Annotated in this window: 29 protein-coding genes; 11 read left to right on the top strand and 18 right to left on the bottom strand. The window is 67.9% G+C overall.

Features of this window, described 5'->3' with window-relative positions; translation table 11 throughout:
* The first annotated feature begins 279 nt into the window (after positions 1–279).
* Complete coding sequence (locus ACE3QW_RS06405; protein WP_029556697.1) at positions 280–918, top strand: peroxiredoxin; 639 nt, start codon at positions 280–282, stop codon at positions 916–918.
* Positions 919–1,128: 210 nt separating this feature from the next.
* Here ACE3QW_RS06405 and ACE3QW_RS06400 read toward each other — a convergent pair whose 3' ends face one another.
* The 4 genes from ACE3QW_RS06400 to glmM all read right to left on the bottom strand — a co-directional run bounded on the left by ACE3QW_RS06400 (position 1,129) and on the right by glmM (position 4,908).
* Positions 1,129–1,560 carry a CBS domain-containing protein gene (locus tag ACE3QW_RS06400; RefSeq protein ID WP_024277069.1) on the bottom strand — a complete coding sequence of 144 codons (432 nt, stop codon included), beginning with the start codon at positions 1,558–1,560 and terminating at the stop codon, positions 1,129–1,131.
* Positions 1,561–1,715: 155 nt separating this feature from the next.
* Positions 1,716–2,471 (bottom strand): rhomboid family intramembrane serine protease, encoded by a 756-nt coding sequence (locus tag ACE3QW_RS06395; protein WP_374250879.1) that lies wholly within the window; start codon positions 2,469–2,471, stop codon positions 1,716–1,718.
* Positions 2,472–2,692: 221 nt separating this feature from the next.
* Positions 2,693–3,295 (bottom strand): outer membrane protein, encoded by a 603-nt coding sequence (locus ACE3QW_RS06390; RefSeq protein WP_374250867.1) that lies wholly within the window; start codon positions 3,293–3,295, stop codon positions 2,693–2,695.
* A 269-nt stretch (positions 3,296–3,564) separates the two neighbouring features.
* Positions 3,565–4,908, bottom strand: a complete 1,344-nt coding sequence (gene glmM, locus ACE3QW_RS06385) for a phosphoglucosamine mutase (protein WP_029556701.1) — start codon at positions 4,906–4,908, stop codon at positions 3,565–3,567.
* Between the two features lie 336 nt (positions 4,909–5,244).
* Here glmM and ACE3QW_RS06380 point away from each other — a divergent pair, with 336 nt between their 5' ends.
* Together ACE3QW_RS06380 and ACE3QW_RS06375 are read left to right on the top strand one after the other, a co-directional pair.
* On the top strand, positions 5,245–6,246 hold the full coding sequence (locus ACE3QW_RS06380; protein ID WP_374250866.1) for an adenosine kinase: 1,002 nt from the start codon (positions 5,245–5,247) through the stop codon (positions 6,244–6,246).
* 12 nt (positions 6,247–6,258) lie between these two features.
* Positions 6,259–7,557: an ATP-dependent RecD-like DNA helicase gene (locus tag ACE3QW_RS06375; RefSeq protein WP_374250864.1), complete on the top strand. Its 1,299-nt coding sequence runs from the start codon at positions 6,259–6,261 to the stop codon at positions 7,555–7,557.
* A 7-nt stretch (positions 7,558–7,564) separates the two neighbouring features.
* Here ACE3QW_RS06375 and ACE3QW_RS06370 read toward each other — a convergent pair whose 3' ends face one another.
* Together ACE3QW_RS06370 and ACE3QW_RS06365 are read right to left on the bottom strand one after the other, a co-directional pair.
* Positions 7,565–8,245 carry a hypothetical protein gene (locus tag ACE3QW_RS06370; RefSeq protein WP_374250863.1) on the bottom strand — a complete coding sequence of 227 codons (681 nt, stop codon included), beginning with the start codon at positions 8,243–8,245 and terminating at the stop codon, positions 7,565–7,567.
* 458 nt (positions 8,246–8,703) lie between these two features.
* On the bottom strand, positions 8,704–9,510 hold the full coding sequence (locus tag ACE3QW_RS06365) for a hypothetical protein (RefSeq protein WP_374250862.1): 807 nt from the start codon (positions 9,508–9,510) through the stop codon (positions 8,704–8,706).
* Between the two features lie 142 nt (positions 9,511–9,652).
* Between ACE3QW_RS06365 and ACE3QW_RS06360 the strand changes: the two genes are divergently transcribed.
* Positions 9,653–10,012 carry a tRNA-binding protein gene (locus ACE3QW_RS06360; protein ID WP_374250878.1) on the top strand — a complete coding sequence of 120 codons (360 nt, stop codon included), beginning with the start codon at positions 9,653–9,655 and terminating at the stop codon, positions 10,010–10,012.
* Positions 10,013–10,015: 3 nt separating this feature from the next.
* Here the strand turns inward: ACE3QW_RS06360 and ACE3QW_RS06355 are convergent, their stop codons facing one another.
* The 4 genes from ACE3QW_RS06355 to ACE3QW_RS06340 all read right to left on the bottom strand — a co-directional run bounded on the left by ACE3QW_RS06355 (position 10,016) and on the right by ACE3QW_RS06340 (position 13,705).
* Entirely contained in the window at positions 10,016–10,882 is an 867-nt protein-coding gene (locus ACE3QW_RS06355) for a tRNA nucleotidyltransferase (protein WP_374250861.1), read from the bottom strand.
* A gap of 67 nt (positions 10,883–10,949) precedes the next feature.
* The gene (locus tag ACE3QW_RS06350; protein WP_245279445.1) at positions 10,950–12,296 is read right to left on the bottom strand and encodes an ATP-binding protein; all 1,347 of its coding nucleotides are present in this window, start codon (positions 12,294–12,296) and stop codon (positions 10,950–10,952) included.
* Positions 12,297–12,340: 44 nt separating this feature from the next.
* Positions 12,341–13,054, bottom strand: a complete 714-nt coding sequence (locus tag ACE3QW_RS06345) for a response regulator (RefSeq protein ID WP_029556708.1) — start codon at positions 13,052–13,054, stop codon at positions 12,341–12,343.
* A gap of 90 nt (positions 13,055–13,144) precedes the next feature.
* Positions 13,145–13,705, bottom strand: a complete 561-nt coding sequence (locus ACE3QW_RS06340; RefSeq protein WP_374250860.1) for a MarR family winged helix-turn-helix transcriptional regulator — start codon at positions 13,703–13,705, stop codon at positions 13,145–13,147.
* Positions 13,706–13,913: 208 nt separating this feature from the next.
* On the opposite strand from ACE3QW_RS06340, the gene ACE3QW_RS06335 reads away from it, so the two are divergent.
* Together ACE3QW_RS06335 and ACE3QW_RS06330 are read left to right on the top strand one after the other, a co-directional pair.
* Positions 13,914–14,807, top strand: coding sequence for a branched-chain amino acid aminotransferase (locus tag ACE3QW_RS06335; RefSeq protein ID WP_024277083.1), 894 nt, complete (start codon positions 13,914–13,916; stop codon positions 14,805–14,807).
* A 112-nt stretch (positions 14,808–14,919) separates the two neighbouring features.
* A complete protein-coding gene (locus ACE3QW_RS06330; protein ID WP_374250859.1) occupies positions 14,920–15,702 on the top strand; it encodes a phosphatase PAP2 family protein in 783 nt (260 codons plus the stop codon).
* 9 nt (positions 15,703–15,711) lie between these two features.
* Here ACE3QW_RS06330 and ACE3QW_RS06325 read toward each other — a convergent pair whose 3' ends face one another.
* From ACE3QW_RS06325 to lgt, 6 genes are all read right to left on the bottom strand, one after another.
* Positions 15,712–16,665 (bottom strand): ribose-phosphate pyrophosphokinase, encoded by a 954-nt coding sequence (locus tag ACE3QW_RS06325; RefSeq protein WP_024277085.1) that lies wholly within the window; start codon positions 16,663–16,665, stop codon positions 15,712–15,714.
* Between the two features lie 164 nt (positions 16,666–16,829).
* Positions 16,830–17,519: a hypothetical protein gene (locus ACE3QW_RS06320; protein WP_374250858.1), complete on the bottom strand. Its 690-nt coding sequence runs from the start codon at positions 17,517–17,519 to the stop codon at positions 16,830–16,832.
* A 158-nt stretch (positions 17,520–17,677) separates the two neighbouring features.
* Complete coding sequence (locus ACE3QW_RS06315) at positions 17,678–18,229, bottom strand: alpha/beta hydrolase (RefSeq protein ID WP_250165001.1); 552 nt, start codon at positions 18,227–18,229, stop codon at positions 17,678–17,680.
* A 16-nt stretch (positions 18,230–18,245) separates the two neighbouring features.
* On the bottom strand, positions 18,246–19,013 hold the full coding sequence (gene pgeF, locus ACE3QW_RS06310) for a peptidoglycan editing factor PgeF (protein WP_374250857.1): 768 nt from the start codon (positions 19,011–19,013) through the stop codon (positions 18,246–18,248).
* Positions 19,010–20,128 (bottom strand): class I SAM-dependent methyltransferase, encoded by a 1,119-nt coding sequence (locus ACE3QW_RS06305; RefSeq protein ID WP_374250856.1) that lies wholly within the window; start codon positions 20,126–20,128, stop codon positions 19,010–19,012. The genes pgeF and ACE3QW_RS06305 overlap by 4 nt, the downstream gene beginning before the upstream one ends.
* Positions 20,125–20,943: a prolipoprotein diacylglyceryl transferase gene (gene lgt, locus ACE3QW_RS06300; RefSeq protein ID WP_024277090.1), complete on the bottom strand. Its 819-nt coding sequence runs from the start codon at positions 20,941–20,943 to the stop codon at positions 20,125–20,127. Before lgt ends, ACE3QW_RS06305 begins: the two co-directional genes overlap by 4 nt.
* A gap of 409 nt (positions 20,944–21,352) precedes the next feature.
* Here lgt and ACE3QW_RS06295 point away from each other — a divergent pair, with 409 nt between their 5' ends.
* The 5 genes from ACE3QW_RS06295 (at position 21,353) to ACE3QW_RS06275 (ending at position 24,765) form a co-directional block, all read left to right on the top strand.
* Positions 21,353–21,667, top strand: a complete 315-nt coding sequence (locus tag ACE3QW_RS06295; protein WP_024277091.1) for an accessory factor UbiK family protein — start codon at positions 21,353–21,355, stop codon at positions 21,665–21,667.
* A gap of 343 nt (positions 21,668–22,010) precedes the next feature.
* Positions 22,011–22,511: a YbjN domain-containing protein gene (locus ACE3QW_RS06290; RefSeq protein ID WP_029556717.1), complete on the top strand. Its 501-nt coding sequence runs from the start codon at positions 22,011–22,013 to the stop codon at positions 22,509–22,511.
* A 166-nt stretch (positions 22,512–22,677) separates the two neighbouring features.
* On the top strand, positions 22,678–23,514 hold the full coding sequence (gene proC / locus ACE3QW_RS06285) for a pyrroline-5-carboxylate reductase (RefSeq protein ID WP_374250854.1): 837 nt from the start codon (positions 22,678–22,680) through the stop codon (positions 23,512–23,514).
* 30 nt (positions 23,515–23,544) lie between these two features.
* Positions 23,545–24,210: a TetR/AcrR family transcriptional regulator gene (locus ACE3QW_RS06280; protein ID WP_374250853.1), complete on the top strand. Its 666-nt coding sequence runs from the start codon at positions 23,545–23,547 to the stop codon at positions 24,208–24,210.
* Between the two features lie 51 nt (positions 24,211–24,261).
* Complete coding sequence (locus ACE3QW_RS06275) at positions 24,262–24,765, top strand: YaiI/YqxD family protein (protein ID WP_250165007.1); 504 nt, start codon at positions 24,262–24,264, stop codon at positions 24,763–24,765.
* A 3-nt stretch (positions 24,766–24,768) separates the two neighbouring features.
* On the opposite strand, the gene cowN is transcribed toward ACE3QW_RS06275, so the two are convergent.
* Positions 24,769–25,098 (bottom strand): N(2)-fixation sustaining protein CowN, encoded by a 330-nt coding sequence (gene cowN, locus ACE3QW_RS06270; protein ID WP_374250852.1) that lies wholly within the window; start codon positions 25,096–25,098, stop codon positions 24,769–24,771.
* 142 nt (positions 25,099–25,240) lie between these two features.
* On the bottom strand, positions 25,241–26,041 hold the full coding sequence (locus ACE3QW_RS06265; protein ID WP_374250851.1) for a LytTR family transcriptional regulator DNA-binding domain-containing protein: 801 nt from the start codon (positions 26,039–26,041) through the stop codon (positions 25,241–25,243).
* Between the last annotated feature and the right edge of the window lie 87 nt (positions 26,042–26,128).

The raw sequence follows: 26,128 nt of genomic DNA, 5'->3' as shown, positions 1-26,128 counted from the left end.
GCGTCCTCCGTTTGTGTCGCAGACCGCCGCATGGGCGCTTGCGTTCTGGATCGTGATTGCCGCCCGCGATCGCGACACGCCGTGATCGTATCAGCCCCATACGGTGCACGCTTTGATTGGATGACGGAGCTTGCGTTGCGCTGGGCGCCGGTCGCAGCGGACCGCAGTGGCGCAGCGGGCGACGACGGGGTCTGCCTTCGCGTGAATCTGCTTTAAATCCATCGATATTGCGGTATAATATTCACATATACAGTTTTCAGATGTTGATTGGAGATGACCATGGCGACGCTGCGACTGGGCGATGTGGTGCCGGATTTCGAGGCCGTGACCACCGAAGGCCCCATCAAGTTCCATGAATGGCTCGGCGACAGCTGGGGCATCCTGTTCTCCCACCCCAAGAACTTCACCCCGGTCTGCACCACCGAACTGGGGCAGGCGTCCCACCTCAAGCCCGAGTTCGACGCGCGCGGCGTGAAGCTGCTCGGCCTGTCGGTGGATGCCATCGACAATCACCCGGCCTGGGTGGGCGACATCAAGGACGCCACCGGCGCCACCCTGAACTTCCCGCTGATCGCCGATTCCGACCGCAAGGTCTCGGACCTCTACGACCTCATCCACCCCAATGCGAACGACACGCTCACCGTGCGCTCGGTGTTCATCATCGGCCCGGACAAGAAGCTGAAGCTGTCGCTCACCTACCCGGCCTCCACCGGCCGCAACTTCGCGGAAATCCTGCGCGTGGTGGACAGCCTCCAGCTCACCGCGAAGCACTCGGTGGCCACCCCGGTGGACTGGAAGAACGGCGACGACGTCATCATCGTCCCCTCGCTCTCGGACGATGCCGCCAAGGAGAAGTTCCCCGAGGGCTGGACCACCGTGAAGCCCTACCTGCGCGTGGTGCGCCAGCCCGGCGCGTGAGGTGGCCCAACTGTGCCCCGGACAAGCGACGGCGCAGCCGGAGCGCTGATCCGGGGCCCAGCGCACAAGTGCCGCGCAGCGGGCAAGATCTGAGAGTGCTGCGGTAACGAAGCGCCTTCGGCGGTCCCTTGCGCTGGACCCCGGCTCGCATTCCGCTGCGCTGCATGCGTCCGGGGAACGGCGCGGAGGGGCCTCCGCGCCGCAAAACCCTCAGGCCGACATGATGTAGTCGCGCAGCTGGGCGCTCTCGCGCTCCATTTCCTCCACGCGATACTTCACCACGTCGCCAATGGAGATGATGCCCACGACCTTGCCGCCGGACACCACGGGCACGTGGCGGAAGCGGCCGCGGGTCATGCGTTCCATGATCTGGGGCACGGTCTCGTCGGGGGCGCAGGTGACGACCGCCTTGGTCATCAGCCCGGCCAGCGGCTCGGCCAGCACGTCCACGCCGCGCTCGCCGATGAGGCGCACCACGTCGCGCTCGGAGATGATGCCCTCCACCCCCATGTCCCCATTGGTGACGACGATGGCGCCGATGCGGTTGCGCGCGAGGCTGGCCACGGCATCGCCGAGGGTGGCGTCGGGGGACAGGGTGACGATGTCGTTGCCCTTGCGGCTCAGGATGACGGTCACGGACATTGGCGCATTCTCCCTAGCTGGTGGATCCAGGGGCCCGCTCCGCTGACGGGGCCTTCTCTGGAAACGATCCGGACAGGGATGATCCCTCGCATCGCAGTGCGACGCAAGCGCGCAGCGCAGTCCGCGCACCACGACCTTGGCAGTATGAATCCCGCTCAGGCCACCCGCCGGCGCGGCACCGGATCGAACAGGGGGAACAGCAGCAGGCCGGCGACGAAGCCGCCGATATGGGCCTGCCACGCCACCTCCGCATCCTCCGTTCCGGGCAGGGAAACCCCGAACGCGAACAGGAGGTTGAAGGCGAACCACGCGCCCACGAAGATCAGCACCCTTTTGTCGCTGAAATTTTCCCTCAGCGAGCCGGCCGGCTGGTGATCGGCGAAGATGGTGCGGTAGCTGGACAGCGCGCCGCCGGGCGCGAAGGTGAAGCGCACCGCCGCCGCCATGGTGCCGGAAATGGCCGCCGAGGCACCGATGAGCGGCGCGATGGCGTCGCTATTGGCGAGATAGTGCGCCCCCGCGCCCGCCGCCGCCGTCACCGCGCAGAACAGCCAGAAGCGCGTGGAGCCGAACCGCCGCGCCACCGGCGTGCCGAAGGCCAGCAGCCACACGAGATTGACGATGAGGTGCATCCAGTTGGCGTGGAGCAGCGCGTAGCTCACCACGGTCCACAGCTTCGGGCCCATGCCGCCCGGCAGGTAGAACATGGTGTCCGGCAGGGTGTAGCGGGCCGGGATGAAGGCGAAATAGGTGAGAACCTCGATGTCCGCATCCTGCGAGAGCAGCAGCACGCGGATGGCATGGATCGCCACCAGCCCAAGCGCCATCACCGCCACCGCGCCGGGCACGTTGAAGACGGGCTCCCGATGCGATGTGCCGGGATAGGTGGGGCGGTCGAGCACGCCTTGCACATAGGAGCCGCCGCCCGGCGCGGCAAGGGAAAAGCGGAGGGGAGAGCCCAGTTCCCCGGACAAGCGACGGCGCAGCCGGAGCGCTGATCCGGGGCCCAGCGCAAGAGGTCCGCGCAGCGGGGCAATGCACGAGAGCTCCAGGATCAGGAAGCGCCTTCGGCGGTCCCTTGCGCTGGTCCCCGGCTCGCATTCCGCTGACGCTGCATGCGTCCGGGGAACCCCTACAGCGCGTAGCGCAGGCCGAAGCGCACCTGCTGGGCGGTGGAATTGCCCAGAGCGAGGCCGCCGGCATAGGCGGGGCTGCCGAGGTCGAGATAGCGGTAGCCGAGATCGAGGCTGAAGCTGCTCGACACCGCGAAGGACACGCCGGCCCCGGCCGACCAGGCGAAGTCCCAGGAATTGCCCGCCGGCTGCAGCCCCGCCGGGGCACTGAGCGAATTGATGGCGAAGCCCGCGCCGGCGCTCAGATACGGCGTGAAGCCGGCGAGTGTGATGATGTCCCAGTAGACGCTGGCGAGCCCCACCGTGGCGCTGGCGCCGACGCCCGGTCCGAACGGCGAGAGGCTGGCCGAGCCGAGGGAGAGATAGTCGAGGCTCACCTCGGCGCGCAGGAACGGAAGGAAGCGATAGCCGACGCCGCCCCCCAGCGACCAGCCGGCGCCGGAGACATCGAGCCCGGTGGGCAGGCCGAGATAGGAGAGGCTCGCGCTGCTGGCGGGGACGTAGCCCACGTCGGCGCGGACATACCAGCCGGCCGCCGCATCCTCGCTCACAGCCGGGGCGGCGAGGGAGAAGTCGCCCGGCTTGCCGAGAGAGGCCATCATGGCCTCCATCTCCGCATCTGCCTTGTCGGCGGCGTGCGCCGCGCTGGCAAACGCGGTTCCTGCCAGTGCCGCGATCGCGAGAGAGGCCAGAAGAAGACGCCCGGCCCGACCAAACACACCCATCATGACGACCCGCCCGAGAAATGCTCTGGACGGATGTGTGCCACGGGGAGGCTTAAGTCCGGATTAACCCTGATGAAGCGTTAAGCTCTGGCGCGGCAAAGGAATTCGGAACGGCGGCGGTGCCGCCGTTCCGGTCGCCGCCCCGCTCAGGCGGCGGCGCGCTGGAGGGCGTCGATCACCTCGTCCACCACGGTCTCGACGAGATCGCGGTCGTCGCCCTCGCCCATCACGCGGATGACCGGCTCGGTGCCCGAGGGGCGGATGATGAGGCGGCCGTGGTTGGAGAGGCGGCGCTCGGCGTCGGCGATGGCGATCTTCACCTTCTCGTTTTCCAAGGGCGCGCCGTCGCTGTAGCGCACGTTCTTGAGGATCTGCGGCAGCGGATCGAAGCGATGGCAGACCTCGGAGACGGGCTTCTCCTGCCGTGCCACCACCGCCAGCACCTGCAGCGCCGCGACGAGGCCGTCGCCGGTGGTGGAATAATCGGACAGGATGATGTGGCCGGACTGCTCGCCGCCCACATTGTAGCCGTCGGCGCGCATGCGCTCGAGCACGTAGCGGTCGCCCACCCCGGTGCGGGCCAGCGCGATGCCCTCGCCGGCGAGGTGCCGCTCCAGCCCGAGGTTGGACATGATGGTGGCCACCAGCCCGTCGCGGGCGAGGCGGCCGTCTTCCTTGAAGCTCTCGGCGATGACGGCCATGAGCTGGTCGCCGTCCACCGTGTGGCCCTTCTCGTCCACGATCATCACCCGGTCGGCGTCACCGTCGAGGGCGATGCCGATGTCGGCGCGCACTTCCCGCACCTTGGCGGAGAGCGCGGCGGGGGAGGTGGAGCCCACGTCCCGGTTGATGTTCATGCCGTCGGGCTCGACGCCGATGGCGATCACCTCGGCGCCCAGCTCCCACAGGGCCTCCGGCGCCACGCGGTAGCCGGCGCCGTGGGCGCAGTCCACCACCACGCGGATGCCCTCGAACGACTGGTTCCGCGGCAGGGTGCGCTTGGCATATTCGATGTAGCGGGCGTGCACGCCCTCCAGCCGCCGGGCGCGGCCGATCTCGGCGGGCTTGGCGAGGCGCTTGGCGAGGTCCTCGTCGATCAGCTCCTCGATCTCGCGCTCCACCTCGTCGGAGAGCTTGAAGCCGTCCGGGCCGAACAGCTTGATGCCGTTGTCGTCGAACGGATTGTGCGAGGCGGAGATCATCACCCCGAGGTCGGCGCGCATGGAGCGGGTGAGCATGCCCACCGCCGGCGTCGGCATGGGACCGAGCAGCAGCACGTCCATGCCCACCGAGGTGAAGCCGGCCACCAGCGCGTTCTCGATCATGTAGCCGGACAGCCGCGTGTCCTTGCCGATGACCACCCGGTGGCGATATTCGCCGCGCTGGAACACCAGCCCCGCCGCCATGCCGACCCTCAGCGCCAGATCCGCCGTGAGCGAGGCATTGGCGCGCCCGCGCACGCCGTCCGTTCCGAAATACCTGCGCGACATGGTCCCTCTCGTCGCCGTAGAATCCCGACGCACCGTGCCCCCGCTGGTGCGCCGCCGAGCCTGCCTTTAGCACCCGGAAGGTCCCGCGCGGCATCACGTCTCGTGACGCTCCGCAACGTGCGCTCCCGCCTGTGCTTCGGGCAGGCCCCGTTTGTAAGCAGACGGATGGAATTGTTCAGAACGCCGCCCCGGTTGCAAGTGCGAAGGCGCGGGGCCGGGCGGGGCGGTGGGCATTCCTTGCGGAAAGGTTAAGGGGCGGCGGGCTGAGGGTGGCCCGGCGATTGCACCGCACCAAGGCGGATGCTACCCCTCGCCGAACCTTCCGGAGACCTTCCCGTGACCGCTTCCGCCCTCGACGTCCTCGCCATCGGCAACGCCATCGTCGATGTCCTCTCGCGCGCCGAGGAGGATTTCCTCTCCGCCAACGGCATGGCGAAGGGCGGCATGGCGCTCATCGACGAGGCGCGGGCCGAAGACGTCTACGCCGCCATGGGCCCGGGCACCGAGGCCTCGGGCGGTTCGGCCGCCAACACCGCGGCGGGCGTCGCCTCGCTGGGCGGCAAGGCCGGCTTCATCGGCAAGGTGAAGGACGACGTTCTCGGCACCGTGTTCGGCCACGACATCCGCGCCGCTGGCGTCGCCTATGGCACCCCGGCCGCCGCCGACGGCCCGGCCACCGCGCGCTGCCTCATCCTGGTGACGCCGGACGGCGAGCGCACCATGAACACCTATCTCGGCGCCGCGCAGAACCTCGTGGTCGCCGACATCGACGCCGCCATGGTGGAAAGCGCGGCCGTCACTTATCTCGAAGGCTATCTGTGGGACCCGCCGGCCGCGAAGGAGGCCTTCCTCGCCGCCGCGAAGATTGCCCACGGCGCCGGCCGCAAGGTGGCGCTCTCGCTCTCCGACACCTTCTGCGTGGACCGCTACCGCGCGGAGTTCAAGAACCTCATCGTCTCCGGCACGGTGGACCTCGTGTTCTGCAACGAGGGCGAGCTGAAGTCGCTCTACGAGACCTCCGATTTCGACGCCGCCCTCGTCGCCTTGCGCAAGGACGCGAAGGAAGCCGTGGTGACGCGCTCGGAGAAGGGCGCCTCCTTCGTCACCCGCGAGGCGGTGGTGAGCGTGCCGGCCCATCCGGTGGAGCGCGTGCTGGACACGACCGGCGCGGGCGACCTCTTCGCCGCCGGCTTCCTCACGGGCTACACCCGTGGGCTCGACCCGGCCACCAGCCTGCGCCTCGGCGCGCTGGCGGCGGGGGAGATCATCGGCCAGATGGGCGCGCGGCCCCAGCGCCCCCTCATCGACCTCGCCCGCGAGGCGGGTCTCCTCTCCTGAGGGTCTCATCTCGTGAGCGATCTGCCCGCGCCAACAGAAACCCCCGGCGCGGATGCGGCCGGGCGGGCGCTCGCCGCCATCGAGGCGAAGGCCCCGCTCATCATGGTGCTGGGCGGCGCGGGCACGGGCAAGACCACCTTCCTGCACGAGTTGCGCAAGGCCCCGAGGGGCCGGCAGGTGGTGCTCGCGCCCACCGGGGTCGCCGCGCTTCAGGCGGGCGGGCAGACCATCCATTCCTTTTTCGGCATTCCGCCCCGCCTCCAGAACCCGGACGAGGTGAAGCCCCGCGCGCAGGTGCGGCGCCTGCTGAAGAAGCTCGACCGGGTCGTGATCGACGAGATCTCCATGGTGCGGGCGGACCTGCTGGACGCCGTCGACATCTCGCTGCGCATCGCCCGCGACAACTCGGAGCCCTTCGGCGGCGTGCAGATGGTGCTGGTGGGCGATTTCCTCCAGCTTCCCCCCGTGGTGCCCTATGCCGAGCAGGAGATGCTCGGCCGCATGGGCTACGAGGGGCCGTTCGCCTTCCACGCCAAGGCGCTCGATGGCCGCGAGGTGACGGGCGTGCCCTTCACTTTCGTCCACCGCCAGACCGACCGCGCCTTCATCGCCATGCTCGACGCCTTGCGCCGGGGCCGTGGCGCCCGCGAGGCGGCGGAGGCGCTGAACGAAGCCTGCGTGCGCCCCCACCGCGACGGCGCGCAGCCCGTTCTCCTCACCCCCACCAACGCCCGCGCCGACGCCTACAACGCCCGCGGTCTTGCCGCCTTGCCGGACGAGGGGCGCGAATTCGGCGGGCTGCTCAAGGGCGAGTTCGGGCTGGAGGGCGATCGCCTGCCGGTGGCGGAAAAGCTGGTGCTGAAGCGCGGCGCCCGCGTGATGGCCCTGCGCAACGATCCCGCCCGGCGCTGGGTCAACGGCTCGGTTGGCACGGTGACGGGCCTCGGCCCCCATTCGGCGCTGGTGAAGCTCGATGCCGGCCCCAGCGTGGAGATCGAGGCCTTCACCTGGGAACGCATCCGCTACGGCTGGGACGAGCCCGGCGGCCGGCTGGAGGCGCAGGTGGTGGGCACCTACACCCAACTCCCCCTCGCCCCCGCCTGGGCCCTCACCATGCACAAGGCGCAAGGCCTCACCCTCACCGACGTCCGCATCGACTTCGCCGACGGCGCCTTCGCGCCAGGGCAGGCCTATGTGGCGCTCTCCCGCGCGCGGACGCTGGAGGGGCTCTCGCTGGTGCGGGCGATTACGGGGCGGGATGTGCGGGTGGATCGACGGGTGGCGGAGTTTGTGGAGCGGTTTGAGGGGTGAGGGTGAGCTATTTGATTACAGATTTTCTGTATGTTCTTGAAATCTCATCGTCTCTTTTTTTCTTAACTGCATAAACAAAAAGCTGAATTGCTGGGAATGAATTCTCACCCAATTTTTTTCTTAAAACCTCCATTACGGTAAAATTCTTGGTTTCATCGTAGATGTATGAAAATTCTCGAAAAATGGCATCGCGATCGGCAACCCCTTCGGACCAAGACAAGAGAATCGATTCTAACATGTTGAGGTATCTTACAGCAATGTACCTGATATATTGAAGTTCCCTTCCATTTATTTTGATTGTTCCATTTTCTTCCATTTTATCTATATTTTGGTCAATGTTTTCAAACTTTAACTCAAGCATGTCAACCAATACTGCCTTGTATCCCTTGCCCACCTCAAGTACGCCCAAATTTGCAACTGCGTCGACTTGCTGAGGGGTAAGTTTTTCAATAAATTTTGTGACGCTGGACGTCTCTGGTGCCAAAAATTCGGTCCATTTCATGCACATATCGCTTGCTGCCTTGCGCTGGCTACGTCGATGGTCGGCCATTATTTGGAGCCGCACATAAAAAAGCGAGACGATTGCAATCAATATTGATGTTGCGAAGAGGATAAAAGTCCACTTCTCGGCCCAGTTTGGCTGCCCCAAGCTATCAAGGAGCTTGTTAAATTGCTCTTCGCTCATCATCGTCCAACCGCCACAGTTGACTTGCCCTTGCAGTATACAACCAATAATTGCACTTCGGCAATAGACTAGTCAGGCGACCACAACGTGCGCTGCTCTTCCCACCGTCATGGCCGGGCTTGTCCCGGCCATCCACGTGGTGAGGCTGGGGACGATGCTCGCAAGGGTGCGCGGTCGGCCCGACGTGGATGCCCGGCACGAGGCCGGGCATGACGACGGAGGAGGGGTGGAGGTCCGCCGGAAAGGCGCCAAACGGCGCTCTGTCGTGTCCCGGCCCCGGAAGGGGAGGTCCAAAAATAAAGAGGTATTATTGCACTTAAGGAGAGGTTCCGGCGTCGATTCCGCTGACTCTCAGCCGAACCGCCACCCGAACCCCACCGATATCCCCACCGGCAACCCGGTGAAACACCCCCGGCACAGGCCGGTCAGGCCATGCCGGGGCGGTTGCGTCGGGCGGTCCCTCAGTCCCAGATCTGGAACATGTTATCCCCCTCCGTGCGGGAGGCGGGGTTGCCGTACATGACGCCGCCGTGGCAGGTGCCGCGGGAGTCCACGGCGATCCAGGGGTGGGTGCCGTAGGTGGGCTGGGTGACGTTGGAATTGGGCGCCAGCGTGTGGTATTTCTTCCACTCGCCGTTGAAGTCGATCCACATGATGTTCAACGGAACCTTCGAGAGATTCACGAACATCACCTTGACCGGCGCGTTGCTGTTCTGCGAACGGACGGTGCCGAAGGGCGGGCAATTCTTGCCGTTGGTCACGTTTTGCTGCGGGGGCGGCGGGGGCGGGGCGGCCTTCTGGCCCTTGTTGCGCGCGCACTCGCGGGCCTTGTCGATGGCCTGCGCCGCCCCGGCGAGCTTGAAGGTCTGCTCGCCCCGGTCCAGGTTCACCGAGAATTCCGGCAATGTTCTGAAGGCGTTGAGCTGGTCGTCGTTGATCATCATGGAGGCCCAGCCGTCCCCCTCCGCATGGAAGGTGCCCATCTCCGCCGCGCCGCCGAAGCCGTAATAGACATCCATCGGCCCGGAGACGTTGCCATAGTAAGGCACGCCGATCTGCCAAGACTTTCCGTCCGTCCCGATGCGGAACTGGACCTTGCCGTTATCCACGTCGGCGGCACAATAGCCGAACCGGCTACCGTCATAGACGACGGAGATGGACCAGCGGCCAACCCGGTCATAGGCCTGCTCCTGCGCCGTTGCGGGCAGGGCGGGGCCGAGGGTCGCGAGTGCGATGAAGCCGGCAAAAAGGCGTGTCCTGAAAGTCACTTGTCCGATCCCCCGCCCGGGTATGGTAAACATTTGGTTCCTATTTTGCGCCCCCTCTACTGTCAAGCTGATGCCGCGCTTTCGGGGCTCGCGGAGGCCGTCGCCCATGGCCTATAAGGAGGCATCGCAGCAGCAGGCCGCCATGTCCGACGAAAGCTCTTCCGCCCCCGTCATCACCTTCGACGACTTCCTGAAGGTGGATATCCGCGTCGGCACCATCGTGGCCGCCGAACCCTTCCCCCAGGCACGGAAACCCGCCTTCAAGCTGACCATCGATTTCGGTCCGGAGATCGGCGTGAAGCGATCTTCCGCCCAGATTACAGTGCATTACACGCCGGAGGATCTGGTGGGCCAGCAGGTGGCGGCGGTGGTGAATTTCCCACCCCGCCAGATCGGCCCGTTCATGTCCCAGGTGCTGACCCTCGGCTTTCCCGACGAGAATGGCGCGGTGGTGCTGATCTCGCCGAGCCTCAAGGTGCCGGACGGCGGCCGCCTGTTCTGAGCCTCACGCCTCTTCCCATCGCTCGGATTTGAACGCGGTGGCAATGGCTTGCGCGCGGGCGAGCGCGATGTCGTCGGCGTCGAGGCCGCCTGCGTCGATGCTGGCACAGGCATCGCGGGCGGCGCGCAGCAGCTCCACCTTGGGGTGGGTCTCGCCCATGCGGTCTCCGTGGCCGAAATAGTCGCAGGTGGCGACCAGCATCAGCGCCTCGAACAGCTCGGGATCGCGAAAGGCGCCGGTGCGGTCGAGCATGGCGGCCAGCGGCCCGGCGCGCACCGGCGAGGCGCGTTGCACCCGCTCGCATTCGTGGAGGGACAGGAGCGCGAGGTCGCGGCAGCGCTCGGGCAAGTCGTAGCGGTCGCACGCGGCCGCGACGCGCGGGGTGGCGCGCTCGATGTGGCGATAGTGGACAGGCAGATGCTCGCGCGGGGAATCCGATTTCCCGGCGTGCATCAGCAACAGGGCGACCCGCACCTCCAGAGGCGCCGCCCTTTGCCCCGCCTCGTTGAGCGCGGCGACGAGGAGTTCCCCGAGATCGATCTCGTCCGCGGTGTCGGTGATCTGCGGTATGCCGAAGACCGCGGAAATTTCAGGGAAGAGCTGTTCCAGCACCCCGCATTCGCGCAGCGCCTTCACCATGGCACCCGGCCGCGCGCCCATCAGCCCACGGGAAAATTCCGCCCAGATGTCGCCGGGAGCGAGACCGTCGAGCGCCCCGACCTCCATCTGCTCGAACATCATGTCGAGCGTCTCCTCGTCCGCTTCGCTCCCCTCGGCCAGCAGCGCGGCGAGGCGCAGCAGGGCGAGGCCCGGATGGGTCTGGGCGAAATCCGAGGGCTGAAAGGGCGGAGGCGGGGGCAGCTGGTCCATCCCTCCAGTGGACCATCAGCCGGCGAAGAGGGGCAAGCCCAAGCTTCGGGCATGCATAAAGAATGAGCTAGACCGGGATGCGGACCGTCGCCCTGAGGCCGCCCATGGGGCTGTCGGAGAGCTGGATGTCGCCGCCGTGGGCACGGGCAATGTCACGGGCGATGGAGAGGCCGAGGCCGGAGCCGCCGGCATCCTGGTTGCGCGCATCGTCGAGGCGCAGGAAGGGGCGGAACACCTCCTCGCGCTTCTCCTCGGGAATGCCGGGGCCGTCGTCATCCACGGTCACGATCAGGTAGCGCGCATCCCGCGTCCCGGAGATGGCGATGCGGCGGGCGTGGCGCACCGCATTGTTCACGAGGTTGCCGATGCAGCGCTTGAGCTGGTCGGCCTTCACCTCCACCAGAGGCGGGCCCATGAAGCTCGCCGTGGCGGCGGCGCCGTCGCGCTCGGCATTGAGGCGCAGGTCCTCGATCAGCTCGCCCATGTCGGTGAGGGCCGCCTGCTCGCCGGGGTCGCCACGGGCGAAGGCGAGGTAGGCTTCCAGCATGCCCTGAAGCTCGTCCACGTCCTTCTTCAGCGCCTCGCTTTCGCCCTCCGGCAGGAAGGCGAGCTCCAGCTTGAAGCGGGTGAGGATGGTGCGCATGTCGTGGGAGACGCCGGCGAGCATGGTGGTGCGCTGCTCGATCTGCCGCTCGATGCGCCGCTTCATCTCCAGGAACGCGATGGCGGCCCGCCGCACCTCGCGGGCGCCGCGGGGGCGGAAATTCTCCACGTCGCGGCCCTTGCCGAAGGCCTCGGCAGCATCGGCGAGGTTCTCGATGGGGCGGATCTGGTTGCGCAGGAACAGGATGGCGACGGCCAGCAGCACCAGCGAGGTACCCACCATCCACAAGAGGAAGATGTGCGAGTTGGAGGCATAGGCGGCGTTGCGCGGGGCGAAGATGCGCAGCACGGCGTCATCCATCTTCACCCGGACCTCGATGAGCATGGAGCGGCCCACGGTGTCGAGCCAGAAGGGCTGCTTCAGCCTGAGGCCGATCTCGCGGGAGAGGGCGGCGTCCAGCACCGAGAAGAAGGGCTTCGGCCCCGGCGGCGGCAGATCGGTGGGCGGCAGCACCGCCACGTTGAGCGAGAGATTGCGCGAGGCGAAGGTGCGCAGGGCGATGTGGTCGTTGGTCTTCGGCAGGAGATCGTAGAGCGAGACGACGGCGGAGATGTCCTGGCTGACGGCGGCGGAGAGGCGGCGCGTCACCACATTGTAGTGGCGCTCCATGAACACGAAGGCCAGCACCGATTGCAGGATCACCATCGGCGTGACGATGATGAGCAGAGAGCGCGGATAAAGCCCCTTCGGCGTCACCCGGTTGAACCAAGCGGCGAAGCCGTTGGTGGTGTCCCTCAGCCAGACGAGCACCAGCCTCGCCCAGTGCCGGACACCCGAAGGGCTTTCCGCCACGCTCAAGGCGTCACCACCAGCCGATAGCCGATGCCGCGCACGGTCTGGAGATAGACGGGATTGGCGGGATCACGCTCGAGCTTCCGGCGCAGGCGGTTCACCTGCACGTCCACGGCACGCTCGCTCGCCGCCCCGCCGCCCGCCAGCGCGAGGCGCTGCACAGTATCGCCGGGTGCCTCGGCCAGCGCCCGCAGCATGTCGCGCTCGCGCTCGGTGATGCGCACGATCTCACCGTTTCGGGTCAGTTCGCCGCGCTCCAGATGGAAGGCGAACTCGCCGAAGCGCACACTCTCGATGGCCTTCTGCGGCGGCGGAAGCGCGCGCTTGAGGATCGAGCCGATGCGCAGCAGCAGTTCGCGGGGCTCGAACGGCTTGGCGAGATAGTCGTCCACGCCGGCCTCAAGGCCGGTGATGCGATCGGCGGTTTCCGAGCGGGCGGTGAGCATGAGGATGGGAACGGCCGAGCCGCGCCTGATGTCGCGGGCGAGGTCGAGCCCGCTCTCGCCGGGCATCATCACGTCGAGGACCAGAAGGTCGAAGGCCAGTCCCTCCAGCCGCGCCCGCGCCTCGGCGGCGGAGGCCGCGGTGCTGACACGATAGCCGTTCTCGGTGAGGAAGCGCGACAGGAGCGTGCGGATGCGGTTGTCGTCATCCACCACGAGCAGATGGGGGGCGTCGTCGGCGAGGGCGACGGATGCGGGCGCGGCCTCAGCCATGACGCGGGGCCTCCCGGAAAGCGCGAAGGGTCATCTAGGTCTCGTTTTCTGGTGGACGCGCGGCAGTGGCTGGATCGGTGCGGGGTGCGCTCACCCGCGCCGCGCCCGGGCCGCGCGGTCTGCCCGCTCGATCAGTCGCTCCACGGGCACGCGATCCTCCGGGTCGATCATGGCGAGAAGAAAGCGCCGCACCGTGTCCCGGCTCTCCACCCCGCTGGCCTCCAGCGCAGTCTCGATGCGCCGGCTCTGCAGGGCCACGAACTGGCGCGCCAGGGTCTCGCCCTTCGCGGTCGGAAACAGCAGGCGCTGGCGCCGGTCCGAGGCGCCGGCCCGGCTCTCGACGAAGCCTTCATCCACCAGTTCCCGCAGCACCCGGCCCAGGCTCTGCTTGGTGATGCGCAGGATGTCGAGCAGGTCGGTGACGCGCATTCCCGGATGCCGGTTGACGAAATGGACCACGCGATGGTGCGCGCGCCCGAAGCCGATGGGCGCCAGGATCTCGTCCGGATCGGCCACGAAATCGCGATAGGCGAAGAACAGCAGCTCGACGAAATCCACCAGCGGCGCGGCCTCGGCCGCAGCAGGAGGGGGGGCATCAGCAGCGGTCTTGGGGGCGTCCGACAAAGCGAGCGCGGAATTTATGTCAGCCATGTTGACTTTTTTCGTTTTGATCGTTACCCAAAGAGCGTGTTCCACGAAATGATCGGTCGCGGGCATCGCCCTGCCGGTTCGATCGTTTCGCGGCTTTGCCGGCTTTCCAAGCAGGCGTAAAGATATCCCCATGCGGGACCGCTGGAAAGCTGCGGTGACGCAGGGGGGAAGCCGCGCGCACGACGCGGTCTGAACAGGAGTTGAGAAGATGAGCGCTCAGGGTGTCCCCTTCGACCAACGCGACGGCTGGATCTGGTACGACGGCGTCTTCGTGCCGTGGGCCGATGCCAAGCTGCACGTGCTCTCGCATGGCCTGCACTACGGCAGCACGGTGTTCGAGGGTGAGCGCGCCTATGGCGGCGAGATCTTCAAGAGCGCCGAGCATTCCGAGCGGCTGCGCCTGTCGGCCGAGATGCTCGACTTCACCATCCCCTACACCATTGGCGAGATCGACGCCGCCAAGAAGGCGACGCTCGAGAAGAACGGCCTCGTCGACGCCTATATCCGCCCGGTCGCCTGGCGCGGCAGCGAGATGATGGGTGTCGCCGCCCAGAAGAACACCATCCACCTCGCCATCGGCGTGTGGGAGTGGCCGAGCTATTTCGATCCCGAGCAGCGCCTCAAGGGCCTGCGCCTCGATCTGTCCGAGTGGCGCCGTCCCGATCCGGCGACCATCCCCTGCCGGGCCAAGGCCGCCGGCCTCTACATGATCTGCACCATCTCCAAGCACCGGGCCGAGCGCCGCGGCTTCGCCGATGCGCTGATGCTGGACTATCGCGGCTACGTGGCCGAGTGCACTGGCGCCAACGTGTTCTTCGTCAAGGACGGGGTGATCCACACCCCCACCCCGGACTGCTTCCTGGACGGTCTTACCCGTCGCACCGTGATCGATATCGCCCGCCGCCACGGCATCGAGGTGGTCGAGCGTCACATCAAGCCGGAGGAGCTGGCCGATTTTTCGGAGTGCTTCATCACCGGCACGGCGGCGGAGGTGACCCCGGTCGGTTCGATCGCGGATTGGACCTTCACCCCCTCGGGAATCACGCATCAGCTGATGGATTCCTATTCCGCAGAGGTGCGCCCGAAGCAGCAGGCCGCCTGAGCGACCTCGCATTCTTCATGCGGAAGGGGCGGCGCTGGCAACGGCGTCGCCCTTTCCTTTGGGGGAGTTGACGCCCGCCCCGGCTCCGGCCAAACCTTGCCGGGTGAGCGATATGCCCCCTCCCTCCCTGCTGAAGCGCGGCCTTCGGCGTCTTGAGACCCTGCCCGTCATTGGTCCGCTGCTCGCCTCGGTGAGCACCATGGAGCGGGCGACTCTGGCCGTGGTCGGCTTCATTGCCTTCGCCTTCTATCTCTTCCTCGTCGTGGCCGACGAGGTGACGGAAGGCGCGCCCGGCAGCCTCGACCGCGGCATTCTCCTCGCACTGCGCAATCCCGCTGATCCGTCCGACCCCCTCGGTCCGCCCTGGGTGGAGGAGATGATGCGTGACCTGACCGCATTGGGCGGTACCAGCGTGCTCACCCTGCTGACGCTGGCGGTGATCTTCTTCCTCATCCTCACCCGCAAGCGCCATGCGGCACTGCTCGTAGCGGTGTCGGTGGCAGGCGGCACCATCCTGTCGCAAGGCCTGAAGTGGGGCTTCGACCGGCCCCGGCCGGACCTCGTGCCCCATGGCATGTCGGTCTATTCCCAGAGCTTCCCGTCGGGACATGCCATGCTCGCGGCAGTGGTCTACCTGACCCTCGCGGCCCTGCTCGCCCGCACGCAGAAGCGCACGCGGGTGAAGCTGTTCCTTCTGGGCGGGGCGGTGGTCATCACCGTCATCGTCGGGATCAGCCGCATCTATCTCGGCGTGCATTGGCCCACCGACGTGGTCGGCGGCTGGGCGCTCGGCGCCGCCTGGGCTTCCACCTGCTGGCTCGTCATGCTGTGGCTGCAGCGCAAGGGCGAGGTGGAAGGAGAGGCGAACGGGTCGGGCGCCTCTCCTCGGGACTGAATCGAAGCTTCAGTCGAACAGGCTGGAGACCGATTCCTCATGCGCGGTGCGGGCGATGGCCTCGCCGATGAGGGTGGCGATGGAGACGACGCGGATGTTCCGCGCCACCCGCACGGCCTCGGTGGGCAGGATGGAATCGGTGATCACCAGTTCCTTGAGCTTGGACGCGGTGACGCGCGCCACCGCGCCGCCCGAAAGCACGCCGTGGGTGATGTAGGCGGTGACTTCCTTGGCGCCGCGGGCGAGCAGCGCATCCGCCGCATTCACCAGCGTTCCACCCGAATCGACGATGTCGTCGACCAGGATGCAGGATCGGCCTTCCACATTGCCGATGACGTTCATCACCTCGCTCTCGCCCGGCCGCTCGCGGCGCTTGTCGACGATGGCGAGCTGGGCGTCGATGCGCTTGGCGAGCGCGCGGGCGCGGACCACGCCGCCCACGTCCGGCGACACCACCATGACGTTGGAGGTGTCGAACCGCTCCTTGATGTCCCGCACCATCACCGGCGCGGAATAAAGGTTGTCGGTGGGGATATCGAAGAAGCCCTGGATCTGCCCGGCGTGCAGGTCCAGCGTCATCACGCGGTCGGCACCGGCGTGGGTGATGAGGTTGGCGACCAGCTTGGCGGAGATGGGTGTGCGCGGGCCGGGTTTGCGGTCCTGGCGGGCATAGCCGAAATAGGGCAGCACCGCCGTGATGCGCTTGGCGGAGGCGCGGCGCAGCGCATCAATGATGATGAGCAGCTCCATCAGGTGGTCGTTGGTCGGGAACGAGGTGGATTGCACCACGAACACGTCCTGTCCGCGCACGTTCTCCTGGATCTCGACGAAGATCTCCATGTCGGCGAAGCGGCGCACCACCGCCTTGGTGAGCGGCGTCGCCAGATAAGCGGCAATGGCTTCAGCGAGCGCGCGGTTGGAATTGCCCGCGACGAGCTTCATGGGACCGTTCTCCGCTGACATTGGGACGCTCCGCCCGGCACCGGGCCTGATCGAAGGGTCGGAAACGAGACTTGTCCGGCTCTGATAGGCGGCCCGTCACAATGTTGTAAAGAGCCACGGCACGGCAGAAGACAGGACCACGCCATCGTCGGTCGCGGCTGTTGCCGGAATGTCGTGTCGTCCGGTCAGTTCGCGGCGTAGCCGAGGGCTGTGCCGGGCGTTTCGAGGGCCGCCACGGGCACTCCGGCGGGGTCGGGCCGGATCGTGGGCTCGGCCGCCGTGGGCTTCTCGTCCTGCGCCGCGGGTGCGGCGGCGGTGGCCGTGGCAACCGGTGCAGGCGCCGTGCCACCGACGCCGAGCGTTTCGGCGAGGCTCGCCATGGACTTGTCGGCGATGCGCGCGAGCACCTTGTCGTCGCAGGCGGCCCAGCCGTCCGAAATCTTGCCCTTCACCCGTCCGGCCGGCTCCTCGCCGGAGAGGCGGGCGACGCGGTTCTGGTTGCGGTCATAGACGTCCCAGGCATAGGCGACCGTGGCGGTGCCCTTCTGGACGTGCATGGCGAGGTAGCCCTTGACCCGGTAGGCGGCACCGCTGGAGCGGGAGGCCACAGCCACGCGCCGCGTCTCCGCCTCGGAATTGAGCTGGCCCACAAGCTTTTCGAAGGTGGCCTGGGGCGGCCCGTCGATGCTGTCGAAGGCGACCGCGCCGCCAGCGCCGGAACTCGCCATGCCGGAGCCATCGGTCTGGCAGGCGCCGAGGGCGAGGCACAGGGCCAGCCCGGCAAGGCGAAGTGGGGAGATGAAGCGGCGTGCGGCGCGGGAAAGGCCCGCGTGTTCGGCTGCTGCGTCCTGAACCACTGCCTCTGATACCCGCATGACGGTTCCCGGCGTTGAGCTTGTCGCCGAAGGGGTAGCGGGAAATGGCGGGCGGGTCCAGAAAAACGGTTAAGGTGCGGTTAACGGCTGCAGGAAATCCCGTTAGGGCAGCGCCGGCCGCGTGATGTGGTTGATGGCTCCTTAAGCCTTGTCCTGCCTCAGCCCAGCGACTGGAGAAGGCCGAGCAGGCGCACCGAACCCTCCGGCCACGGTCCGTAGCCTGCCTCGGCATTGATATGCCCCGCGTCGCCTGCATCGACGATGGCCGCGCCCCAGTCGAGCGCGAAGCCTTCGGCGCGGCGGTAGTCGCAGTAGGGATCAGTCCGGCTCGCAACCAGAACGGAGGGGAAGGGCAGGGGCGCCGTGGGCACCGGGGCAAAGCCGGCGATGGCGGGGTCGATGTCCGCCCGATCGAGGTCAGGCGGGGCAACGAGGAAGGCCGCCCTCACCTTGCCCGCCGGCAGCAGCGGCACAGCATGGATGAGAGTGGGCACCCCGAGGGAATGGGCGATCACCACCACCGGCTTGTCCGCCACCGTTACCGCCTCGGCGAGGCGGCGCGGCCATTCGTTCGGGTCAGGCCTGTCCCAGTCGGGCTGCATCACCCGCCGGGCGGCGGAGAGGCTGCGCTCCCATCTGCTCTGCCAGTGGTCGGGACCGGAGCCCTGCCAGCCGGGGACGATGAGCAGGACGGCATCGGAGGATTTCATCGGCATTTCCGCAACGTCATGCGAGGGTGATGGCGGCCATCAGCCGGCCGTAGTCCGGCTCCTTGCGGTGGGTGGTCCGGCGATAGGAGAAGAAGCGCTCTTCGTCCGTATAGGTGTCGAGGCCGAGGTCTTGCACCTGCCCCACGCCCGCCTGCTCCAGCCTGAGACGGATGAAGCCGGGCAGGTCGAACAGAGAATGATGCGCCCGGTCGGCGGGGGCGAAGAAGCGGGCGAAGCCCTTGTCCTCGGCGAGGAAACGTCCGACGAACTCCTCGCCCACCTCGTAGCTCGGCTGGCGGATCAGCGGCCCGATGACGGCGCGGATGTCGGCCCGCCGCGCGCCCAATTCTTCCATGCGGGCGACGGTCGCGGCGACGATGCCGCCCACCGCCCCCTTCCACCCGGAATGGGCGGCGGCCACCACCCGCGCGCCGGGATCGGCGAACAGGATCGGCCCGCAGTCCGCGATGGAGATGGCGGCGGCGATGCCCGGCGTCGCGGTGACGACCGCATCGGCCTTGGGCGCGGTCTCGCGGGTCCACGGCTCGGTGGCCACGACCGCGTCGGCGGAATGGACCTGCCAGCAGGCGAGGAGATGCGTGGGCGCAACGCCCAGCGCCTCGGCCATGCGGGAGCGGTTCTCCGCCACGGCAGCGGGATCGTCATTGGAACCGGTGCCGCCGTTGAGGCTGTGATAGATGCCCTGCGAGACGCCGCCTCGCCGGGTGAAGAAGGCATGGCGGATGCCGGGCAGGGCGCTGAGCAGGGGCGCCTCGATCTTCATCTCGTGAACTCCTCGGACGGGTCGAACGCGGGCGGCGTGCCAAGGTGAGGATGGGCGAGCGCGAGCACCTTGAACAGCCGCCCCATCTCGCCATCCCCCGTTCCGGCGAGGCGGCGCACTGCGGCGGCGACGGCGGCCGCTGCATTGGGCGCCGCATCGCGCACCAGCCGGTCGGCACGCGCGGCAAGGCCGAGGCGGGCAAGGAAATCGCCCTGCTCCAGCGGCCCGAACGCCTTCAGGCCGGCCTCCCGCCCCAACAGGGCCAGGCGGGCGAAATCCACATGGGCGGTGAGATCGGCCTCGCCGGGATCGGCAAGGGGATCGGCGAAGCGGTGGGCCTTGAGCGCTTGCAATGTGTCGCCATGGCCGCCGGCATGGCCGTAATCGATGGCGAGGGCGATCCCCCCCTCGGCCGCGATGCGCCCGGCAAGCGCACGCGCGGGGCCGCTCTCCATCACTTCCAGCACGGCGCCCGGCCCGGGCGGCGGCAGGTAGGCGGCGAGGGCCGGCGCCATGCGGGAGGGGGCGGTGTCGAGGCCGAAGGTGAGTTGTCCCTGGGCGCCGACGCCGACCTTGCGCTCATGCCAGCCGGCGCCGGTCCATAAATACTGATCCACCGGCAGGGCATCGAAGAACTCGTTGGCGAGGACGATAGCCAGCCCGGCGGGCACGTCCTCAATGCGGGCGTGCCATGAGACCCGCTCGCCCGTCCGTTCCTCGTGCGCCGCGAGCGCACGCGCCTGCGCCTGGCGCAGCACCGGGCTCGTCTCCACCAGATGAATGCGCGCCGCTGCGCCGAACGCCGGAACGAGGCGCGCCGCGCGCAGGGCATCGGCCATGAGGGTGCCGCGGCCGGGGCCGAGCTCCACCAGCCGGAACGGGTCGGGCATGCCCATCTGCTGCCAGGCGGCCACCGCCCACAGGCCGATCAACTCGCCGAACATCTGACTGATCTCGGGGGCGGTAGTGAAGTCGCCACGTGCACCGAGAGGATCACGCGTCACATAATAGCCGTGCCGGGGATGGCCGAGGCAGAGCGCCATGTAGCGGCTGACGGGCATGGGGCCCTCGGCGGCGATCAGCAGCCGGATTTCCTCTTCGAGCGGCGTGGTCACGGCGCCGGCTTGCGCTTCAGCGCGTAAAGGAGCAGCCCGAGCCCGGCCAGCACCAGCGGCACCGAAAGCCACATGCCCATGGTGGTGCCGAAGGCGAGATAGCCGAGCTGCACGTCCGGCTCGCGGAAGAACTCGCCGATGATGCGGCCGATGCCGTAGCCCATGCCGAAGATGCCCGCGGCGACGCCGGGGCGCTTCAGCTCACCGCTGCGCACCACCAGAAGCATGATGAGAAAGAGGACGATGCCCTCAAGCCCCGCCTCGTAGAGCTGGCTCGGATGGCGCGGCAGCGGCCCGCCGTGGGGGAAGACGATGGCCCACGGCACATCCGCCGGCCGGCCCCACAGCTCCCCATTGATGAAATTGGCGAGTCGGCCGAAGAACAGCCCGATGGGCGCCACGACGGCGGCGACGTCCAGCATCGAGAAGACCGGGATGCCGCGGGAGCGGGCGAACAGCACGAGGGCGAAGAGCGTGCCCGCCAGCCCGCCGTGGAACGACATCCCGCCCTTCCACACCGCGAAGATGTCCGCCGGGTTCTGGGCGAAGAAGGCCGGATTGTAGAACAGCACATAGCCCAGCCGGCCGCCGAGGATCACACCCAGCGTCGCCCAGAACAGGGCATCGTCGAGATCCTGCGGGGTCATCGGGGAGGTGCCGCCCCACAGAGCCGGGCGGGAGACCAGCCGCCGCGCCAGCAGCCAGCCGATGACGAGGCCGGCGATATAAGCGAGCGCATACCAGCGGATGGCCAGCGGGCCGACCTGGATCAGCACGGGATCGATGGCGGGGAAGGGCAAAGCGAGGGTGGGCATCGTTTCCCCGTATGGCGGCACCGACGCGCCATCTGCCGCGACCGGCCGGAGCGCGTCAAGCCGCCGGCATGGGCGCCTTGGGTCGCGCCATGTTTTCCCTTGGGTCAGGCGGTGGCTCGGGACGAAACCTGAGGAGCAAGCCGCGGAAGCGCGGACTCTCAAGCGCCGTCACGAGGGCGAGGACTGCGCTCCTCATTTCGCGACAGCGCCAGCCGCACGGTACGTGGGGTGAGCCATTCTGGATCGGCTAAAGTCGGGAAGGGTGGCGGAAGCGACCGTGGGAGGTAATCGTGCAATGTTGCGCTGCACCCTTGCGTCCTGCGCTCCCTGCCGCCATGTTCGGCCCACCGGTCTTGCCGGATCGATTTCGCCGTGACGGCACGCAGCTGCTTGGCCTCAGGAGGCTTCCATGACCCAGACCACCGGCCGCCTTTTCGACGAGATGGCGCGTCTCGTGAACGACGCCGCGGGTGTGGCACAGGGGGTCCGCCGCGAGGCCGAGACGGTCATGAGGTCGCAGATGGAGCGCTTCCTGCGCGACATGGACCTTGTGAAGCGCGAGGAATTCGAGGCTGTGAAGGACATGGTCGCCGAGGCCCGCATGGAGAATGAGCGCCTCTCCGCCCGCATCGCCGTGCTGGAGGCGAACCTGCGCATCCACACCCATCCCACAGCTTCCGGCCCCACCGGCCCGGAGACCGAAGTGCCCGGCGGAGCTGCCTGACACCCTTCCGCAGCGGAATATTTGGCGACATCCCGCCCCTGCGACAAAAGGGCACTGAACGGGTGGCGCACACACAATCTGTCGTAGCGGGGAAAACTTTACCCGCGATATACTGATTTTCGTGGCGATTCGGAGCCGGTTCGTCGTAGCGCTCGAATACGACGGGGCGCAGCCTCGCCAGGATGCTCTCTTGAAGGACACGCTCTTTCGGGACATGTCCTGACGGCGAGCCTCCGAACGGCACGCCGCCTGCGCATGCCCTGGCTACTGTCTGCCCGTGGCCTGTCACACGGAGTGCCGCTTTCGACCCTCTCCGCGTTCCTCAAACCGCGAGGTCGAGGCCATGTCTCTCATCGACATCGAAGCCGATGCGCCGGCGAACCCCGTTGATCTCGTGGAGCAGCTCGCTGCTCTGCGCGACTGGTCGTTCGAGCGCTCCGACGAGGACGAGATCACCCTCTCGCTCGCCAGCCGCTGGACGGACTGCCATGTCTCGTTCCAGTGGATGGACGAGCTCGAGGCGCTCCATGTGGCCTGCGCCTTCGACTTCAAGGTGCCGGAGGGGCGCCGCCCCGAGGTGCTGAAGCTCCTCGCCCTCGTCAACGAGCAGATGTGGCTGGGCCATTTCGACATGTGGTCCCAGGAGGGCGTCATCATGTTCCGCCACGCGCTGGTGCTGGCGGGCGGCGCCACCGCCTCCGACCGGCAGTGCGAGGCCATCCTCGATGCCGCCCTCGATGCGGTCGAGCGCTACTATCCCGCCTTCCAGTTCGTGGTCTGGGCCGGCAAGACCGCCCGCGAGGCCATGGACACGGCCATGTTCGAGACTGTCGGCGAGGCCTGAGCCGCGCCACCGGGGGCCGGCGGCAGCCGGCCCTCTGGCGTCCATGCTGTGGGTGCGATCCCCGCCGCCGATGTGGCGCGGGGCGTGAGCCTCCTCTATGTGATGTCCTCTGCGGGGTCCGCGGGCGCGGACGTGCCTGCAGAGCGGTCCGGTTCAAGAGGCGGTCATGAGCGAGAGCGTGCTGAAATCCCTGTCTGGTCCGGTGGTGCTGCTCGGCTGCGGCAAGATGGGCTCGGCCATGCTGGAAGGCTGGCTCAAGCTGGGCCTCCCGGCGGACAAGGCCGTGGTGCTCGATCCCAACCTGACGGCCGAATCGGCGTCGGCGCTCGCGGCCAAAGGTGTCTCGGTCAATCCCGCGCATGAGGCCATCGCGGCGCCGTCGGTCCTGCTCCTCGCGGTGAAGCCGCAGGTGGCGCCCCAGGCGCTGCCGGCGGTCGCTTCGCTGGTGAATCCGGGCACCCTTGTCGTCTCGGTGATGGCCGGGCGTACCATGGCATTCATGGGCGACATCTTCGGCGCGAATGCCGCGATCGTCCGCTCCATTCCCAACACCCCCGCCGCCATCGGTCGCGGGGTGAGCGTCGCGGTGCCCTCGCCGGGCGTGACACAGGCGCAGAAGGACCTCACCGCCGCGCTGCTCGGCGCCATCGGCATCGTCGAATGGATCGATGATGAGGCGCTGATGGACGCGGCGACGGCCGTCTCCGGCTCCGGCCCCGCTTATGCATTCCTCCTCGCCGAGGTGATGGCGCAGGCGGGCGCGGCCGCCGGTCTGCCGGCGGACCTCTCGGCCCGCATCGCCCGGGCGACTGTGGCCGGCGCGGGTGCATTGATGGACCAGTCCGATCTTTCCGCCGCGACACTTCGCCAGAACGTGACCTCGCCGGGCGGCACGACCGCGGCGGCGCTGGCCGTTCTCATGGATGAAGGCCGCGGCTTTCCGCCCCTGATGGTGGAAGCCGTTGCCGCCGCCACCCGGCGCGGCAAGGAACTCGCCGGCTGAGGGCATCGTCTTTTATCGAGGAGTAGGGCCATGACTGCGGAGACCGCGCGCGAGGCCTGCCTGCGCAGCTTTCTCGATCTTTTGGCCGAAAAGCCGTTTCGCGCCATCTCGCTATCCGAGGTGGCCGCGCATTGCGGCGTGCCGCTGGCGCAGATGCGCGCTTCGTACGCATCGACCGACGATCTCCTCGCCGCCTTCTTCCGAACCACCGATCGGCAGGTGCTCGCCGAGGGCGGTCCGGACAGCGACGATCTGGCGGGGGAGGGGCCGCGCGAGCGGCTGTTCGAAGTGCTCATGCGCCGCCTTGATGCGCTGGAGCCCCACCGGGAGGCCGTGCGCGGCCTCTCCCGCTCCGCCCGCCGTGATCCGATCCTCGCACTCACTCTGTTGCGGCTTTCCGAAGCGTCGCAGCGCTGGATGCTGGCGGCGGCGGGCATCGATTGCGCGGGCCTGTCCGGCAGTGTCAGGGCCAAGGGGCTGGCTGTTCTGTTCGCCCGCGTGCTCGATACCTGGCTGAAGGACGAGGATCCGGGCCTGGCGCCCACCATGGCGGCGCTGGACCGCGAGCTGGAGCAGGGCGGCAAGCTGCTCGGGATGCTGGACAATCTCGCCACCATTGCCATCCCCTGGCGCAAGCGCCGCGCCTCGTCCCAGCCCGCCGATGCTCCGGCGGAGGAGCCCGCGTCCGCCGCCTGAGGCGGGCCGGGCCACCTTGCCGCCGCGCCGCCGGCCTGCCATGGGTCAGGCATGAGCGCCCCCCGCGAAGAGCCCATTGCCCTTTATATCGACGCCGACGCCTGCCCGGTGAAGGAGGAGGCGTACAAGGTCGCCTTCCGCCACCACATTCGCGTGCTGGTGGTGGCCAATGCGCCGCTCATGGTGCCGCGCCATCCTTTGGTGGAGCGGGTCATCGTGCCCTCCGGCCCCGATGTGGCGGATGACTTCATCGCCGCCCGCGTTTCGCGCGGGGACGTGGTGGTGACGGCCGACGTGCCGCTCGCCTCACGCTGCGTCGCCACTGGGGCCTCAGTGATCGCGCCGGACGGGCGGCCCTTCACCGCCAATTCCATCGGCATGCAACTCGCGACTCGAAACCTGATGGAAGAGCTGCGTTCGGCCGGCGCCGTCACAGGAGGTCCGAAACCGTTCTCGCCGCGCGCCCGGTCCGAATTCCTCTCCGCCCTGGATCTCGCCATCGTGCGGCTGAAGCGGGCCGGCTTCCGTCCCGCGCCGCCACCCGAGGCCGGGTGACGATCAGAAGCACTCTTCCTCCAGCCTTTTCAGGTCGGTCAGCGCGACCTCGTCCTCGTGCTCCTCGAATAGCTCGACCATGTAATAGACGTGGGAATGGAGCAGCAGCAGCTTGTCGCAGATGGTGGCGCCGCCCGCCTCCGCGGCTGACAGCCGGGCCTTGAAGCGGTCCCAGAAGGCGTTGCCGTGGGCCGGGTCGTCGATGTAGCGCAACAGGTGCGTGAGCACCACCTTCATGTTCCCTTCGAAATCGATCCCCTGGAACGTCAGGTAGCGGTCGGGCGCTTCGAGCGCGAAGGGCAAAGCGGGAAAGCCGGCGGCAGCTTCGGTCATGCATCGTCCTCCATCGGGCGCCGAAGCGCGTCGAGGAGACCATGGGCGGTGAAGGGGGCCGGCTTCAAAGCCGAAGGCGCGGCCCACAAGCGTCCTGCACCAACGACATCAGGGTTGCACGAATGGCGGTCGGCGCCGCGCCTCAGACCCCCAGCCGCCGCCGGATATCCTCCACCTTGCCCCGGCTGACCGGAACCCGTGTCTCGCCGGCATCCGCCATGACGAGATGCCAGCCGCCGTCCTCACGCGCGGCGGCGCGGACGTGGCGCATGTTGACGAGATAGCGCCGATGCACGCGCACGAACTGCGCTGGATCGAGCCGGCGCTCCAGATCGGCGAGCGGCCGCGGGCAGAAGGCGGAGAAGTTGGCGGTGCGCGCCTCCGCATAGTGGCCCTGGGCGACCAGGAAGGCGACTTCGGTCACGTCGATGAGGCTGATGACATCGCCCTTGCCGCGCACCAGCGGGAGTTTCATGAGGGGGCACAGGGCTGCCATGGCCTCCGCGCCCGCCACCGCCAGCCCCTCCACCTCCAGATCGGCCCCGGCGGCGCGGCCCATCATGGGCGCCTCGACCAAGGCGTGGATCATCATCAAGAAACCGTCGGGCGGGGCGTCCGGTGCGGCCTCGAGCCGGCTGACCTTGGCGACCAGCGTGCCCATGGCGGTGGTCACCACCAGGGAGGAGGTGCCGTCCTGCGAGGCGCGGGCGCGCTCAATGAGAAAGGCCACCTTGTCCCGCGCCTCGCCGGGATGGAGCGAGAGGATATCCACACCCGCGAGCCGCTGCCCCGCCGGCGCGAGCAGCCGCAGCGCCACCGGATTGACCGAGCGGATGCGCAGATCCGTGTCGAGCAGCACCACCCCCACCGGCGTGCGCTGGAGGCGGTATTCAAATGACTGTGAGGCGGCGAGAGACGGGTTCGCGCGGGTTGTGACGGCCATAACTCCCGATCCGGTGCCCCATCGGGCGGGGGTATCCTACGCCGAGCACCCCTCATGCCAAGGCCGAGCCGCCTCAAAAACGCCCGT

It is taken from the genome of Xanthobacter sp. (genome assembly GCF_041911315.1).
Classification (GTDB): Bacteria; Pseudomonadota; Alphaproteobacteria; order Rhizobiales; family Xanthobacteraceae; genus Xanthobacter; species Xanthobacter aminoxidans.
Note: the sequence above shows the minus strand (reverse complement) of the source record. Positions and strands in the feature narration are given on the sequence as shown.